At 73.6% G+C, this 15260-nt stretch carries 13 protein-coding genes; 3 read left to right on the forward strand and 10 right to left on the reverse strand.

Features of this window, described 5'->3' with window-relative positions; translation table 11 throughout:
- Positions 1 to 4 precede the first annotated feature (4 nt).
- Entirely contained in the window at positions 5 to 424 is a 420-nt protein-coding gene (locus NQO67_RS08340; protein ID WP_255948760.1) for a DUF8819 family protein, read from the reverse strand.
- A 135-nt stretch (positions 425 to 559) separates the two neighbouring features.
- Here NQO67_RS08340 and NQO67_RS08345 point away from each other — a divergent pair, with 135 nt between their 5' ends.
- Positions 560 to 1486: a MurR/RpiR family transcriptional regulator gene (locus tag NQO67_RS08345; protein ID WP_255948762.1), complete on the forward strand. Its 927-nt coding sequence runs from the start codon at positions 560 to 562 to the stop codon at positions 1484 to 1486.
- 243 nt (positions 1487 to 1729) lie between these two features.
- A complete protein-coding gene (murQ, locus tag NQO67_RS08350; protein WP_255948778.1) occupies positions 1730 to 2767 on the forward strand; it encodes an N-acetylmuramic acid 6-phosphate etherase in 1038 nt (345 codons plus the stop codon).
- Positions 2768 to 2825: 58 nt separating this feature from the next.
- Here the strand turns inward: murQ and NQO67_RS08355 are convergent, their stop codons facing one another.
- A complete protein-coding gene (locus NQO67_RS08355) occupies positions 2826 to 3221 on the reverse strand; it encodes a MerR family transcriptional regulator (RefSeq protein WP_255948780.1) in 396 nt (131 codons plus the stop codon).
- 93 nt (positions 3222 to 3314) lie between these two features.
- Between NQO67_RS08355 and NQO67_RS08360 the strand changes: the two genes are divergently transcribed.
- On the forward strand, positions 3315 to 4364 hold the full coding sequence (locus tag NQO67_RS08360) for an aldo/keto reductase (protein ID WP_255948790.1): 1050 nt from the start codon (positions 3315 to 3317) through the stop codon (positions 4362 to 4364).
- A gap of 34 nt (positions 4365 to 4398) precedes the next feature.
- Here NQO67_RS08360 and NQO67_RS08365 read toward each other — a convergent pair whose 3' ends face one another.
- From NQO67_RS08365 to NQO67_RS08400, 8 genes are all read right to left on the reverse strand, one after another.
- The gene (locus NQO67_RS08365; RefSeq protein WP_255948792.1) at positions 4399 to 5652 is read right to left on the reverse strand and encodes an ATP-grasp domain-containing protein; all 1254 of its coding nucleotides are present in this window, start codon (positions 5650 to 5652) and stop codon (positions 4399 to 4401) included.
- Between the two features lie 10 nt (positions 5653 to 5662).
- The gene (locus NQO67_RS08370; protein WP_255948794.1) at positions 5663 to 7171 is read right to left on the reverse strand and encodes a hypothetical protein; all 1509 of its coding nucleotides are present in this window, start codon (positions 7169 to 7171) and stop codon (positions 5663 to 5665) included.
- A gap of 177 nt (positions 7172 to 7348) precedes the next feature.
- On the reverse strand, positions 7349 to 8563 hold the full coding sequence (dapE, locus tag NQO67_RS08375) for a succinyl-diaminopimelate desuccinylase (RefSeq protein WP_255948805.1): 1215 nt from the start codon (positions 8561 to 8563) through the stop codon (positions 7349 to 7351).
- 124 nt (positions 8564 to 8687) lie between these two features.
- A complete protein-coding gene (locus tag NQO67_RS08380; RefSeq protein WP_255948809.1) occupies positions 8688 to 10367 on the reverse strand; it encodes an MFS transporter in 1680 nt (559 codons plus the stop codon).
- Positions 10364 to 11854: a hypothetical protein gene (locus tag NQO67_RS08385; protein ID WP_255948811.1), complete on the reverse strand. Its 1491-nt coding sequence runs from the start codon at positions 11852 to 11854 to the stop codon at positions 10364 to 10366. Before NQO67_RS08385 ends, NQO67_RS08380 begins: the two co-directional genes overlap by 4 nt.
- The gene (locus tag NQO67_RS08390) at positions 11851 to 12945 is read right to left on the reverse strand and encodes an aminotransferase class IV (RefSeq protein ID WP_255948822.1); all 1095 of its coding nucleotides are present in this window, start codon (positions 12943 to 12945) and stop codon (positions 11851 to 11853) included. Before NQO67_RS08390 ends, NQO67_RS08385 begins: the two co-directional genes overlap by 4 nt.
- Positions 12946 to 13037: 92 nt before the next feature.
- On the reverse strand, positions 13038 to 13811 hold the full coding sequence (locus NQO67_RS08395; RefSeq protein ID WP_255948824.1) for an iron-containing redox enzyme family protein: 774 nt from the start codon (positions 13809 to 13811) through the stop codon (positions 13038 to 13040).
- Between the two features lie 140 nt (positions 13812 to 13951).
- A complete protein-coding gene (locus NQO67_RS08400) occupies positions 13952 to 15010 on the reverse strand; it encodes a hydroxymethylglutaryl-CoA lyase-like TIM-barrel protein (protein ID WP_255948826.1) in 1059 nt (352 codons plus the stop codon).
- Between the last annotated feature and the right edge of the window lie 250 nt (positions 15011 to 15260).

Here is a 15260-nt window from a genome sequence, read left to right on the forward strand (position 1 = left end):
GTGCTCACGCGGGCGACGCCCCGGAGCCTCCGACGCCGTGTCCCGGCACCCGGCTCAGGCCGCCGACCGCCGCCACCCGTACACCCGCCTTCCCGCACACCCAGTGCGGGTCGGGGCCCAGCTCCGGCTGGACGTCGAGGGCGTGCGGGTCGCCGGCGCCGCACACCGGGCAGAGCGGCCAGCGCCCGTACCGTTCGAGCAGCGCGTCCTGGACGTCCTGGGCGACCAGACCGGCCAGGTACGGGAGGCCGTCCGGCCATTCGTTCACCCACCAGCGGCGGTGTGCCACCGAGTCCTCGACCAGGGAGACGACGTCGGCCTCCGCGACCCCGCCGGCGACGAGATCGGCCAGCACCAGCGCACGCGCCGCGTGCAACGCCTGCTCCAGCGCATCGACCGGCGCCGCCCCTGAAGAACCCGACATGCCCATACCTCCCTGTTCTCCATTGTGCGGCACCGCACACCCCGCCACCGCCGCACACGTCCGCCACGGCCGGAACCGTCCCCCGCCCCACCCAGCCCTCTTGACCCCGCCCCCGTCCGAAAATATCTTTCACACGTGACCTCGAACGTGAAGGAAATTTTCGTGGGCGAGACGCCGCCCGCCCCTGCGGCCCTGGCGGCCAAGGTGCGCACGCTCGCGCCCTCCATGACCCGCTCCATGCAGCGCGTCGCGGAGGCGGTCGCCGGCGACCCGGCCGGCTGCGCCGCCCTCACGGTCACCGGCCTCGCCGAGCTGACCGGCACCAGCGAGGCCACCGTCGTGCGCACCGCCCGTCTGCTCGGCTACCCCGGCTACCGTGATCTGCGGCTGGCCCTGGCCGGCCTGGCCGCCCAGCAGCAGTCCGGCCGCGCCCCCGCGGTCACCGCGGACATAGCAGTCGACGACCCGATCGCCGACGTCGTCGCCAAGCTCGCCTACGACGAGCAGCAGACCCTGGCGGACACCGCCGCCGCACTCGACACGGTGCAGCTCGGCGCCGCGGTCAACGCGCTCGCCGTCGCCCGCCGTATCGACATCTACGGTCATGCCGCATCGTCCCTGGTCGGCCAGGACCTGGCCCAGAAGCTGCTGCGCATCGGCCTGATCGCGCACGCCCACGGCGACCCGCACCTGGCGATCACCAACGCGGTGCAGCTGCGCGCCAAGGACGTGGCGATCGCGATCACCCACTCCGGTTCCACGGGCGACGTCATAGAACCCCTGCGGGTCGCGTTCGAGCACGGCGCGACGACCATCGCCATCACCGGCCGCCCGGACGGCCCGGTCTCGCAGTACGCCGACCACGTGCTGACGACGTCCACGGCGCGCGAGAGCGAGCTGCGCCCCGCGGCGATGTCGTCGCGCACCAGCCAGCTGCTCGTCGTGGACTGCCTCTTCGTGGGCGTCGCACAGCGCACGTACGAGACCGCGGCGCCGGCCCTCGCCGCCTCCTACGAGGCCCTGGCCCACCGCCACACCCCACGTGCCGGAACGGCCCGCTGACCCGCTGACCCGCTGACCGCCACCCCGGAGCCACGGAGCCACGGAGCCACGGAGCCCCGAGATCGCTCGCACCGCCGTCGTCATCGTCCGTCCCCGCCCCGCCACGCGCCCCTGTGGCCCGGCACCCCGTGGCCCCGGCCCCCCCTTCCCGGCACCGCACTCCCCCAGCGCCCCCTCCCTCCTCTCCTCCCGGCCCCGCACCCACACCCGCCGCACGGCGAACCATCGAAAGAGCCGCCCCTCATGACCTCCACGACCGACGACACGGACAGCGCAGGCCGCACGGACGGTGCAGACGGCGCAGACGGCTCCGGTACCCCCGACACCGCCTCCGCCGCCGCCCGTTCGAGCGAATCGCACACCTACACCGCCCTCCGCGCCGAACTGGCCACGCTCACCACCGAGGCCTTCCGCGACGACCTCGCCGAGATCGACCGGCTGCCGACGAAGGAGATCGCGCGGATCATGAACGGCGAGGACAGCTCCGTCCCCGCCGCCGTCGCCCGGCAGCTGCCGCGCATCGCCGCCGCGATCGACGCCGCCGCGCAGCGGATGGCCGGCGGCGGCCGGCTGATCTACACGGGCGCGGGCACCGCGGGCCGCCTCGGCGTGCTGGACGCCAGCGAGTGCCCGCCCACGTTCAACACGGATCCGTCCGAGGTGGTCGGCATCATCGCGGGCGGCCCCGGCGCCCTGGTGACATCGGTCGAGGGCGCCGAGGACTCCGCCGAACTGGCCGCCCAGGACCTCGACGAACGGAGCCTGACCGGCGCCGACGTGGTCGTGGGCATCTCCGCGTCGGGCCGCACCCCGTACGCGGTGGGCGCCGTGCGGCACGCCCGCGACCGCGGGGCGCTCACCATCGGCCTGTCCTGCAACGCCGACAGCCCCCTCGCCGCCGCCGCGGACCACGGCATCGAGGTGGTCGTGGGCCCCGAGCTGATCAGCGGCTCGACCCGTCTGAAGGCGGGCACGGCCCAGAAACTCGTCCTCAACATGATCTCGACGATCACCATGATCCGCCTCGGCAAGACCTACGGAAACCTGATGGTGGACGTCCGCGCCTCCAACGACAAGCTCCGCGCCCGCTCCCGCCGCATCGTCGCCCAGGCCACCGGCGCCCCCGACGAGACCATCGAGAACGCCCTCCTGGCCGCGGACGGAGAGGTCAAGCAGGCCATCCTGATGATCCTGGCGGACGTGGACGCGCGGACGGCCGCCGACCTGCTCGACCGATCCCGGGGCCGGCTCCGGGAGGCCCTGGAGACGGCCGGTTCCTGACGGCTGCCGGGCTGCGGGTCCCCGGCGCGGCCAGCCGCGGACAAGGCGGCTCACCGGCTCAGGCGTGCTCCGCTGCGCCGTCCAGATGGTCCTCGTAGACGGCGACCTTGTGGCCGATCAGGTCGAGACAGCGGTGGAGTTCGGCGATCTGCGCCAGGACCTGCGTCCGGTGCTCGCGCAACAGCGCCAGCCGGTCGGGCATCGTGCCGTCTCCCTCGCGGGCCAGCTCGGTGTAGCGGCGGATCGCGGGGATGGGCATACCGGAGGAACGCAGCACGACGCAGAGGCGGAGCCACTCGACGTCGTGCTCGGCGTAGACGCGCCGGCCTCCGACGCCGCGCCGTACGGGATGGGCGAGGATGCCCTCGCGCTCGTAGAAGCGCAGGGTGTCCGCGCTCAGTCCGGTACGGACGGCGACCTGGCCGATGGTCAGGGTCGGGTGGGAATCGTTCACAGGGCACAGGATGGGACTTGAGCTGGAGTCGGGTCCAGTTCCTAGGGTGCGCTGGACGAGCGAGAATCCCCGATCTTCGCAGGGAGCACCATCATGCGTTACCGCTTTCTCGGCCGCACCGGTATGGAGGTCAGCGTCCACTGCCTGGGCACCATGATGTTCGGTGCCGTGGGCAACCCGGACCACGACGAGTGCGCCCGCCTCGTGCACACCGCGCTGGACGCAGGTGTCAACTTCGTCGACACCGCCGACATGTACTCGGCCGGCGAGTCGGAGGAGATCGTCGGCAAGGCCCTGCGCGGCCGGCGCGACGAGGTCGTGCTGGCCAGCAAGGTGCACTTCCCGATGGGTGAGGGCCGCAACCGCGGGGGCAACGGCAGACGCTGGATCACCACGGCGGTCGAGGACAGCCTGCGGCGGCTGCGCACCGACTGGATAGACCTCTACCAGGTGCACCGCCCGGACCCCGCGACCGACATCGAGGAGACCCTGTCGGTGCTGACCGACCTGGTGCGGCAGGGCAAGATCCGCGCGTTCGGCTGCTCGACCTTCCCGGCCGAGGACATCGTCGACGCCCACCACGTCGCCGAGCGCCGCGCCCTGCACCGCTTCCGCACCGAGCAGCCGCCCTACTCGATCCTGGCCAGGGGCATCGAGGCGAACGTGCTGCCCACCTGCCGGCGCTCCGGCATGGGGGTCCTGACCTGGGGTCCGCTCGCCTCGGGCTTCCTCACCGGCAGGTACCGCCAGGGACGGCCCGTCGATCTGGGCACCGGGCGTGCCGCGCTCACCCCGGCCCGCTTCGATCCGGCGCTGCCCGTCAACGCCACCAAACTGGAGATCGTCGAGCAACTCGTCGACATCTCAGCCGGTATCGGCTGCACCCTGCCCGAACTGGCGGTCGCCTTCGCCGCGGCGCACCCGGCCGTCACCTCGGTCATCATCGGGCCCCGCACCACCGCGCAGTTGGAAGCGCTCCTCAAGGGCGCGTCGCTGCTGCTGGACGACGAGACGCTCGACCGCATCGACGCCGTCGTGCCGCCGGGCACCAACGTCTATCACCCGGACGGGGCGTGGACCCACCCGGCGCTCACCGACATCGCCGAACGCAGAAGGCCGGCGGTGGATCGGCCGGCGGCCTAGACGAGCGTGCCGTGCCGGGGGGCACCGCCGGGGGTCACCCCGTGTACAGCCCCCCTTCCTCCCACCCCCGTAACTCCCGATAGTCCCGGGCGACCTCCTCCGGCGTGCCGGCCAGGTAGGCGTAGCCGGGTGAGCTGAGCAGGTCGACGGTGACGGGGAGCCGGCGGTCGGGGTGGGCGCCGTGGCTGAGGGCGGTCAGGGTGGGGAGGCCGCGTAGCCGGTGTTCCCAGGCCAGCGACCGTACCGGCGCGTCCACGTGGTTGATGAGCGCCACGTTGCGCAGTTCCGCCGGGCCGGCCGCGCTCCCGTCGGACTCGTCGAAGCGCCGCAGCGCGTCGGGGTCGACGAGGGTGTCGGCCAGGAGTGCGGTCTGGGAGACGCCGCAGTACTTCTCCACGACCCACGGCAGGGTGGCGCCGCCCGGTCGGGCACCGCTCTCGATCAGCACGGGGCCGCGCGCGGTCACCATCACCTCCGTGTGCGCCGCGCCGGAGACGATGCCGAGCGCGTCGAGGACGTGGGGCACGAAGCGGCGGACCAGATCGCCCTGCGCGTCGCCGACCGGGACCGGTAGTTCGTAGTCGTAGACCGGGCGGCCCGAGCTGCCGGTGCGCTTGGTGTACCGCCACAGCTCCGCGACCCGGTGCAGACCGTCGTGGCTGACCGAGTTGGCGTAGTACTCGGTGCCGTTCAGCCGTTCCTGCACCAGCACCGCGCCGTTGCGCTCCGCGTAGAGGTTGCGCGACGCCAGTACCCGCGCGCAGGCCCACGTGACCTCCGCGCGGGTGCGACAGAACCAGACGTTGTCGCTGCCCGCGCTGCGCGGTGGCTTCACCACCACATCGGTCATCCCGCTCGCCGCGTACCAGGTGCCCGCCTCCCGTTCGTCGCCGAAGTCCGCGCCGCGCGGGACGGCCAGGCCCGCCGCGGCCACCGCGCGGGCCATGGCGCTCTTGTCGCGCCGGGCGGCGACCGTCTCGAACCGGTGGCCGGGCAGCCCCATCAGGTGGGTGAGGGTGTCGGCGAGTTCGACGCCGGACTCCGTACCGGCCACCACCCGGGTCACGCCGAGCGCCGTCAGCCGCTCGGCGAGCGCGGGCGGGCCCGCGTCGCCCATGACGGCGTCCGCGGTCAGGCAGGTCTCGTACTGGCCGGGGTCGAAACCCCGGGTGAAGTACTCCGGCATCCCGTCCGCCGAGCTGACGTGCACGGCGGGCGCGCCACGGCGCCGGACCGCCTCGGCGAGCACCCGCCCGGTGGAGTAGCCGTCGATGAGGGCGATCTTCATTGGGCGGTCTTCATTTCGCTCCGTGGGCGGAGTCCGACATCCCGGCCGGCACGCGGACGGGCGGCACGGCGGACCTGGACGTGGCGGCGGACGCGGACGCGGGCCCGGGCGCGGACACGGGTGCCGGCTCGTGCAGGCAGCAGCCGACCCTCGCGCCGCCGCCCATGCTGACCACGCCCACCTGCGGGTCGAGACTGCCGCGGATGATGCAGCCCGCGTAGCCATCGCCCCCGGCCACCGCGGGATCGGCGTAGAACACGCCCCAGTTCAGGTACAGCTCCTCGGGGGCGGCGCCCGGCGCGCCGGGGAACCGCTCCGCCATCGGGTGCACCCGGCGCTGGAGCACGTACGGCCCGTCCAGTGCCTCGTCGAGGTGGGCCCGCCACCGTGCCGCGTCGACCGTCCACCCCGCCACCACACCGCTGCCGCCGTGCAGCAGCGTGGGCTTGAGGATCAGCTCCTGCTGCTCGCGCACCGCGTACGGCAGCAGCGGGAGTTCACCGCCGTCGCCGTCCGCCACCATGCGCCGCACCGGTCGCGTCCACGGCAGGAACCGGTCGACGCAGGCCAGTTCGGCGGCGTTGAAGGCGTCGCGGTGCCGGTCGTCGGAGAGCATCGCGAGCGCGCCCTTGTTGCCGTACAGCTCCGCGTCCAGGCGGCTGAACATGCCCACGCCGCCGCGCTCGACCGCCCGCAGCACCGGCTCCACCAGCTCCGCGTCCTGCGCGGTGGCGATCTCCTCGACCAGGAAGAAGCGGAAGACGATGTCGACGGTGCGCCCGCCGACCTCCAGGCGGTCACCGCGCGCCCGGATCTGGCCGACGTGGCAGGGCACCGCGTCGACGCCGAGACGCTCCAGCAGCGCCGCCCACACCCGCAGCCGGGGCTCGTACGTGCGGAAGCTCTCCGGCCAGTCGGTCAGCGCCACCACCGGGCGCCGGCCCTCCGGCAGGAAGGCGGCGCACTCGGCGAACAGCGCGTCGCGGATCGTCCGGATCGTGTCCGGGTGGTCGAGCCCGTGCGCCTCGGCGAACTCCGCGAGCGCCGGGTGGTGCAGCATCGCCCGGCAGATGTCGGCGTTCTCGAACCCGCCCAGGGCGCTGGTGATGTTCAGCTCCAGCAGCCGGAACCCGTCCTCGTCCCGGTACAGGTCCGAGCGGGCCAGCGGCACCAGCGGGGCGCCGGTGGCCGCCGCCCGGCACACCACGGAGGTCTGGTGCTCGTTCATGCCCACGCCCCGTGCCAGCGCGGCCAGGTCGCCGCCGAACAGCCGGTTCGGCAGGTCGGTCAGCAACGCGTACAGGGTGCCCAGGTCGTCGGCGAGCCGGGTGCGCTCGGCCGCGGAGATGAACACCGGCGCCGGCAGGAACCGCCCCCGGTAGGCGACCGAGAGCAGGTCGGACGCGGCGGCTTCCGCGATGAGGTCGGCCGGCGCTGCGCCGCGCCGGGCGACGTGGTCGAGGTACTCGGCGCCCAGCGACGACCTGGTCAGGCGGTCCGGGTGCGGGGGCTGGCTCATCAAGGATCGATCCCGTCTGTGTCACGAGGAGGGGCACGGAGGAACGGAGGAGAGGGGCACGGAGGAACGTAGGAGAGGGGCACGGAGGAACGTAGGAGAGGGGCACGGAGGAACGTAGGAGAGGGGCACGGAAGGAGGGGCCGTCAGGCGCGACGGGGTGGGCGGCGGAAGCGGGGGTCAGCCGGAGAGGAGCAGGTCGGCGAGGACGTCCCGGCAGGTGACGAGCTCGGTGCGGGAGACCACCTCGTCGGGGCCGTGGGCGAGTTCGGAGTCGCCGGGACCGAAGTTCACGGCCGGGATGCCGTGCGCGGCGAAGCGGCCCACGTCGGTCCAGCCGAGTTTCGGCCGCGGTGCTTCCCCGGTCGCCGTGCACAGCCGCGCCACCAGGGGGTGGTGCAGGTCGGGCGGGGCGGGCGGCGAGGTCAGCAGGACGCGCCTTTCGTCGGCCTCCGGCGCGAGGCCGGCGACCAGGTCGGCCGCTGCGGCGCTGTCGCGGGTGGCGGCGTGCCGGTAGTTGACGCGGATGGTGCACCGGTCGGGCACCACGTTGCCCTGGACGCCGCCTTTCACGGAGACCACCGAGATGGACTCCCGGTAGGCCAGCCCGTCGATGACCACCGGCTCCGGGTCGTACGCGGCGATCCTGGCCAGGGCGGCCGAGGCCCGGTGCACGGCGTTGACGCCGCGCCAGGGGCGTGCGGTGTGCGCCCGTACCCCTTCGAAGTCGAGCTCGACGACCAGGTTGCCCTGGCAGCCGGCCTCCACCAGGCCGTCGGTGGGCTCCAGCAGGATCGCGAGATCCGCGTCTACCAGGTCACGGTGCTCGGCGAACAGCAGGTTCATCCCGCTGACCCCCGAGCCGATCTCCTCCTTGTCGTAGAAGACGAACCCGAGCTCCACGGGGGCGTCCGCGGCGCGTTCCGCCAGGTCGAGCATGACCGCCAGGCCGCCCTTCATGTCCACGGCACCCAGGCCCGCCACGGTGTCCGGCTCGCGCGGCACGTCCGGGCGCGGCATCTGCGGCACGGTGTCCAGGTGCCCGGCGAGCACCACGCGGGGGACGCCAGCGCCGCGTGGCCGGGTGCGGGCCACCAGGTTGTTGCCGTGCCGGGCCACCGTCAGCGCCGGGGCCCGGCTGCGTAAGCGGCGTTCCACCAGGTCGGTGATCTGCTCCTCGGCACCGCTCACCGAGGCGACGCCGACCAGGGCGGCCGTCAGCTCCAGCAGGTCGGTGGCGGCGAGGACGTCGCCCGCCGGTCCGGTGCTGCGCCCGGCGGGTGCGGTGTTGTGCCCGGTGGGTGTGGGGCTGGAGCCGGCGGGTGCGGGGCTGGCCGCGGCGGGTGCGGGGCTGGCCGCGGCGCGTCCGCCGTCGGTCGGGGTGGCGTCGGTCATGGGTTCACCTTCTGCTTTCTGCTTCGTCCACTGTTCCGGGACCCGCTGCACTACCGGCATCTCCCGTTCCGCCACCGGATCCGACGCCGCCCGATCCGACGCCCTCCGTTTCGCCACCGTCCGTTTAGCCACCGCCCGTCCCGCCACCGTCCGTTTCGCCGTCGCCCGTCCCGGCACCGTCCGTCCCGGAATCGTCCATCCCGGCACTGTCCATCCGGGTACCGTCCGTTCCGCCGCTCTCCGTTCGGGTCAGCCAGCCGGCCCGTACGCCGAGTGCGAGCCGTATGGCCATGGCGGCCGTGACCACCGCGCCCGCCGCGAAGACGGCGGGCGTGCCGGCGGCCTTCGACAGCACGCCGGCCAGTGCGGCGCCGATCGGCATCGCGCCCCAGGCCAGCAGGCGGTAGACGCTGTTGACCCGGCCCTGGAGCTCCTTGGGGATGAGCGTCTGGCGCTTCACCACCACCACGACGTCCCAGGTGACGCCGGCGCACGCGGTCAGCGCGAGTGCCGGGCCCACCGCCCAAGCGGACGGTACGAGCCACACCACCAGGTTCGCCGCGCTGATGGCCAGCGCGACCAGCACCAGTGACCAGCCGGGACCGGCCCGCCGGGTCAGCTCGGGTGAGAGGCGTGCGGCCAGCACCGCGCCCACCGCCTGGCAGGCGAGCAGCAGCCCGTAGCCGGTGTCGCCCAGGTGCAGCACCCCGCGGGCGTGCACCACCAGCACCGCGAGGCCGCCGGTGACCACCAGGTTGAGCAGCCCGGCGGTGACCGCCAGGTTGCGCAGCATCCGGTGCCGCAGCAGCCAGGCGGCGCCGGTCGCCATGTCGCCGAGCAGCCCGGTCCTGCCCGTCCTCGTCGCCTTGCTCGCCGCCGGCCGGCAGGTGATCCGCAGGCTCGTCAGCAGGCCGGCCGAGACGTAGAAGCTGACCGCGTCGAGCGCGAACGGCACGGCTCGGGCCAGCGGGAAGAGCGCCGAGCCGAGCAGCGGGCCGACGAACTGGTTCGCCGCGGTCTGCGCTCCCATCAGCCGCCCGTTGGCCTCCACGAGACGGGTCTCGGGCACCACGGACGGCACGATCACCTGCGAGGCGTTGCGGAAGAACGTCTCGCAGGTGCCGATCAGGAAGAAGCAGGCGTACAGCGCGGGCAGCCCGGCCCAGCCGTAGGCGAGCGACAACGACAGCAGCAGCATGAGCGTGCCGCGGAAGAAGTCGATGCCCAGCATGGCGCGCCGCAGCTCGGTGCGGTCGACCAGCACGCCGGCCGGGATGCCGAACACCGCGTACGGCAGGGTGAGCGCCATGGTCACCCCGGCGATCAGACGCGGGTCGTCGGTCAGGGTGCTGGCCAGCAGGGGTGCCGCGGTCAGGCTGACGCCGTCGCCGATCGCCGAGGCGGTCGAGGCGGTCCACAACCGGGCGAACCCGCCGCCCGCGCCGCCCAGTCCGGGCCGTTGCCCGGCACGGCCGCCGGTTCCGCGCGCCTTCGCCGACGCGGCGGTGGTCCCGGTCGACGGTGGATCGTCGGTGATCCCGGTCGACGGTGGATCGGCGGTGATCCCGGCGGCGGTTCCGGTGGTCGCACGGGTCGGCGCCGTGGCCACGGCTGCCTCGCCGGTCGCACCGGTCGCAACGATCACCGGCAACTCGCCGGCCGCACCGGTCACCGGCAACCCGCTGGTGGTGCCCGTCTTCGGCAGCCCGCCGTCTCCGGAGGGTGCCTTCGCCGGCCCGCGTGCCGTGTCCGGTGGCGGCGGGTCGGTCGTCTGGTCGTCCGGCGGCAGGGAGGAGGTGTTCAACGATCCCTGCCTCCCGTCGCTGGCGGGTCCTCTCCCGTCGTGACGTGTACGGCCAGCTTCCGGCCGCCTTGGAACACGTTCACCTTGGCGTGGTGGCTGCCCTTCGAGCCGAAACCGGCCAGCCGCCCGCCCAGCAGGTAGGCGTCCAGGCTGATCGCCATCATCTCCACCTGCGGCGAGCCCGCGGTCACCACCGGGTAGCGCACCGGCTGCACGCGCCGCTGGGCGAGGTGGCCCTCGTCCGCCGCCCGCCGCACGGCCGCCCGCCAGTCGCCGCGTGACACGGCGTCCCCGATGGTCACGCCGTCGCCGCGGATGTCGTACGGCTGCTTGAGCACGTAGTCGCCCTGCCGTTCCAGCAACTCGTCCACCAGGGGGGTGGTGCCGTCCGGGCCCCTCGCGCCGGTGCCCAGACGCCGGGTCCACGGCAGCAGCCGGGCGGCCAGGTCCCGCTGCGCGGCGTCGAACAGGTCGGCGAACCGCGGCTCCTGGACGAAGGCCAGGCTCAGCTTGTTCTCCGCCACGTACCGCGCGCCGAACGGGTTGACGTGCACCAGCGGGGTGTCGCGCAGGGCACGCTCCCAGACGGTCACGAAGTCCTGCTCGGCCGCCATCGCGTTCCAGGACACCGTGTTGACCTTGTTCCAGCACAGGTCGGCGACCCGGCCGTCGAACCGGGCCCGGCCGCCGGTCACCGTCAGGGTGCGGGGGTCGGCGAGGAAGGCGTCCAGGCCGCGCTGCCGGAACTCGTCCGCCATCTCCCGGCTCTCCCGGTTGGCGGCCCCCGACGGTTGCAGCACCGCCACGCTCTCGGGGTGGGCGTTCTTGCCCGGCACCCGTGCGGCGGCGGCACCGGCCGCCGCACGCAGCGCGCTCAGGAACCGGTCGTCGCCGCCGTAGGTCAGCGGCGACAGCTCCGCAGCACCGTTCACCCCGGCGGCTCCGGCCGCGTCCGGTGCGAGCGAGGCGGCGACCCGGCGCACCGTGTCGTTGATGCGCGCCGTGAAGAGGGTGCCGGCGGGGGCGTCGGCGTTGTTCTCCAGCAGCACCAGCCGTTCGGTGCCCTGTTCCAGGTAGCCGTCGAGCCGGCACACCCACGGCGCGTCCCCCGGCCCCGGATCGGCCGCGATCAGCCGTTCGGCACCGGGCGGCAGCGCGAACCAGGCCCGCACCTCGGCGTGTTCCCGGTACAGCCGCACCACGTGCCCGAGCAGGTCGCCGTAGCGCTCCAGGGGCTCCCGCAACTCCTGGGCGGCGGAGCCCCGGACGAAGACGGGCAGCGGGGAGAGCGGGAAGTCGCGGTTCTGGAAGCACGGCGCGTCCACCAGGACCGCGGCGACCGCGGCGGCGGCCGTTCCCGGGCGCGCCACCAGGGCCTGGGCGTGGCCCAGCGCCCTGGGCCAGGCGATGGTCGGTCCCGTCGATCCCGTCGGTCCCGCCGACCCCGTCGATCCCGCCGGTTCCGTCGGTTCCATCGGTTCCGTCACCGGGCGGCCCCCTCGACGGTCGCCGGGCCGTCGCCGACCGGCACCGAAGCGGCGGCTGCCACCGTCGTTGCGCCGGCAATCCGGACGGCACCGTCCCCGCCCGACGCCGCACCATCCGCACCGTCCGGCGCCGGCCACCGCACCGGCGTGATGGGGCACTCGCCACGTGCCTGGCGGAAGTAGGTGTCCACCAGCGACTCGGTCACCGGGTGCGCGGGCCAGGTGCCGCACGGGGCGCCGTCCACCTCCCGCACGGGCGTGAACTCGGCGCCGGTCCCGCAGAGGAAGACCTCGTCCGCGGCGCGCAGCCGCTCCACCGTGACCGGTTCGGCGGCGGCCCGCAGGCCGAGCTCCGCCGCGACCGCCAGCACCCAGGCACGGGTGACGCCGGGCAGCACCGCGTCCGCCAGCCGCGGGGTGACGAGACGGCCGCCCTCGACGAGGAAGACCGTCGCGGTGGGCGCCTCGCTGATCAGCCCTTCGTCGGTGACGAGGACGCAGTTGTCGTATCCGGCCGCGCGCGCCTCGGCGACCGCGAGGCGCGGCCCCGCGTAGGCGGAGATGTTCTTCGCCGCGGCCGGGAAGACCGCGTTGGACGGCCGCTGCCAGGCGCTCACGGACAGCCGGGCGCCGGTGCCGGTGGCCAGCCACTTCTTGCGCCCGGACGGGGTCACGGACACCGTCAGCGCGCACTCCGCCGCGTCGGTGATGCCGCCGGGGTTGGCCGCGCTGACGGCCACGCGTACGTAGCTGTCCTCGTCGACGCCGTTGACCCCGACGAGTTCGTCGACGATCCCCGGCACGTCCGCGCAGCAGCCGTCGTCGAGGCCCATGAGCCGGCAGGAGTCGCGCAGCCGCCGCAGGTGCTGCTCGATCAGCCAGGCGCGCACCCCACCGGACGGGACATCGGACGGGCCATCGGACAGCCCGCCGGCCGTACCGCCGGACAGCCCGCCGGCCGTACCGTCGGACAGCCCGGTCTGCCGGTAGAGCCTGATGCCCTCGAAGACCGACACGCCGTATCGCAGGGCGATGCTGCCGACCGGCAGTGTCGCCTCGGCGGGCGGGACGAGCCGGCCGCGGTGGTGCACGAGGCGGCCGGCAGCCGGCGTCGCCGCCGGCGCTGGCACTGGCACTGGCACTGGCACTGGCGCCGGACCTGACGCGCTTGACCGTTCGGACGTCACTTGCCGTCCCCGTGGCCGAAGACCGGCTCGGCGGCGTCGTAGCCGGTGGCCAGGATCATGTCGAAGTGCCGGTGGCGCAGCTCCAACGCGGTGGCCAGGGCGTCGACGGCCTGGGCCTTGAGCACGTCGGTGGTGCAGTAGCGGCGCAGCAGCTCGCGTGCGGCGGCGGCGTGCTCGTCCTCCAGCTCGCTGACCGCGTCCGAGGCGGCGTCGGACGAGGCGTGGTGAACGAAGAACTCGTACCCCTCGGGCGGCAGCTGGTAGACGTCCCGCATCACCGACAGCATGCTGGCGCCGTCCTTGCGGACGATGGGCGGCTGGCCCTCCATCAGCAGCAGCACGGACGCGATGCCGGCGGTGAAGTGCACCTCGCGGCTGTTGCACACCCGTACGTTGTGCGCCACGACGGCCGCCGTCTCGGCAGCCAACGGCGGGTTCTCGAGTTGCTCCGGCGTGACGCCGACGGCGGCCCCGAACGCCGCGAAGGTGTCGAGGTGGCGGCCGGAGTTCGACAGTGCGCCGGTCTCCTCCTCGTAGATGTTCTCGATCAGCAGCCTGCGGATGGCGTAGTCGTCGATGTGCGACGCGATCCCGAGGATGTTGCGCGTCCACAGGCTCTTGATCGGCCAACGGTGCAGCACGAACGACTGGAGCAACCGTTCGGTCGCCTTGCCCGCCAGGATGGTCTGGTAGAGCGGGCTGGTCATCTTCTTCCGCTCGGCGATCATCCGGTCGAGGACGGCGACGAAGTCGGTCGTGGGGGCGGTCATGAACAAGGAGACCCTTCTGCGGGAGTGATGGCTGGTAGCGGTGGTACGAGCAGGGGATGGGGAGTGCTCGCGGCCGGCCGAGCGCGGTGCCGCCGCGGAGCCCAGGGCTGAGGGCTGAGGGCTCAGGGGACTCAGACGGCTCAGGGCGCCGGTGTGGCCGGAGCCGGGGTGTACGCGCCGGCGCGCAGCAGTGCGTCGTAACCGCGCCGGGCGGCCTCTTCCTGGAAGCCGCGTAGCTGCTCCAGGCTGACGTCGAGGATGCCGGTCATCAGCGCCTTCGCACCGGCCTCCATGATCATCTTGAGTCTGACCGGAGTGGTGGTGGGGTCCTGCACCAGCGGATCGATCGAGTAGTCGGCGCCGGCGTGACGCACCAGATGGGCGGCGATCAGTTCGAGCCGCAGGTTGCCGCCGCCCTTGCCTATGCCGCCGATCGACGCGTCGATGGCAGCCGCGCCGGCGTCCAGGGCGGCGGCGGTGTTGGCGAAGGCCATGCCCAGGTTGTCGTGCGGATGGAAGCCGATGACCGCCCCGCCCGTCCCGTCCGCCCCGCCCGCCCTGTCCGTCGCCTCCGTCGCGGCGGCCTGCACGGCGGCACGTATGCGGGAGGCCGTCTGCTCCGGGTACAGGCTGCCGTTGGAGTCGGCCAGGTACACGATCCGGGCGCCGGCCCGGGCCGCCTCGGCGACGGCGTCGGCCAGCCGCTCGGCGGGGAACCTGCTGGCGTGCGTGAGGTTGACGGCCGGGATCAGACCCTCGGCGACGGCGGCCTCGACGAAGGGGACGGCCGCGGGCACGTCCAGCCGCGCCGCCAGGATCCGGACCATGCCGACCCCCGAGTCCGCCAGCCCCTTCAAGGCCTCGGGCTCGGTCTCACCGGGCCGCACCATCACGACGAGCCGGGTGTCGCGGGTCTCGGCGGCGAGCGCGTGCAGGTAGTCGGGTTCGCAGCGGGCGGCGGGCGTGAGGGCGCCCCCCGTGGCCTGCCGCAGATAGCCGACCTCGACGAACGGCACCCGCGCGGCTTCCATCGTCCGCACCACGGACCGCGCCTGGGCAACCGTCCAGTCGTGCCCGTTGACGTATCCGCCGTCTCGGATGGTGACGTCGAGGAGTAAGGGGGACGGTAAGGCTGAGGCTGAGACTGAGGCTGGGGCTAAGGACGTGGTCGAGGAGTGATCTATAGGCGCAGCGTTCATGGCGTCTCCTGAAGCAGCCTCGCGGAGGCCGGGGGGGTGTACTGCGAACGGAAGGCCGGGAGGGTGATCACGGTGGAGTGGGTCAGGAGTTGGGTCGGGGGTCGATCTGCGGGTTCGATCTGCGCGGGGTCGGTCGAAACGGGAGGGCCGGAGAGGTCTGCGGTACGTCGGCGGGAAGCGCGGGAAGCGGAGTGCCGCGAGGGCCTGCGGTGGGAGCCGGCGAGCGGCCGCGGTGGGAGGCTGGGTGGTG

Origin of the sequence: Streptomyces odontomachi, from assembly GCF_024435355.1 — a bacterium.
In the GTDB taxonomy this organism is placed as follows: Bacteria; Actinomycetota; Actinomycetes; order Streptomycetales; family Streptomycetaceae; genus Streptomyces; species Streptomyces odontomachi.

What these genes read in the sequence shown, in the direction of transcription:
- murQ (WP_255948778.1), top strand. Translation starts at nt 1,730, where the DNA reads ATGACCTCCACGACCGACGACACGGACAGCGCAGGCCGCACGGACGGT.
- NQO67_RS08370 (WP_255948794.1), bottom strand. Translation starts at nt 7,171, where the DNA reads ATGAGCCAGCCCCCGCACCCGGACCGCCTGACCAGGTCGTCGCTGGGC.
- dapE (WP_255948805.1), bottom strand. Translation starts at nt 8,563, where the DNA reads ATGACCGACGCCACCCCGACCGACGGCGGACGCGCCGCGGCCAGCCCC.
- NQO67_RS08340 (WP_255948760.1), bottom strand. Translation starts at nt 424, where the DNA reads ATGTCGGGTTCTTCAGGGGCGGCGCCGGTCGATGCGCTGGAGCAGGCG.
- NQO67_RS08360 (WP_255948790.1), top strand. Translation starts at nt 3,315, where the DNA reads ATGCGTTACCGCTTTCTCGGCCGCACCGGTATGGAGGTCAGCGTCCAC.
- NQO67_RS08365 (WP_255948792.1), bottom strand. Translation starts at nt 5,652, where the DNA reads ATGAAGATCGCCCTCATCGACGGCTACTCCACCGGGCGGGTGCTCGCC.
- NQO67_RS08400 (WP_255948826.1), bottom strand. Translation starts at nt 15,010, where the DNA reads ATGAACGCTGCGCCTATAGATCACTCCTCGACCACGTCCTTAGCCCCA.
- NQO67_RS08395 (WP_255948824.1), bottom strand. Translation starts at nt 13,811, where the DNA reads ATGACCGCCCCCACGACCGACTTCGTCGCCGTCCTCGACCGGATGATC.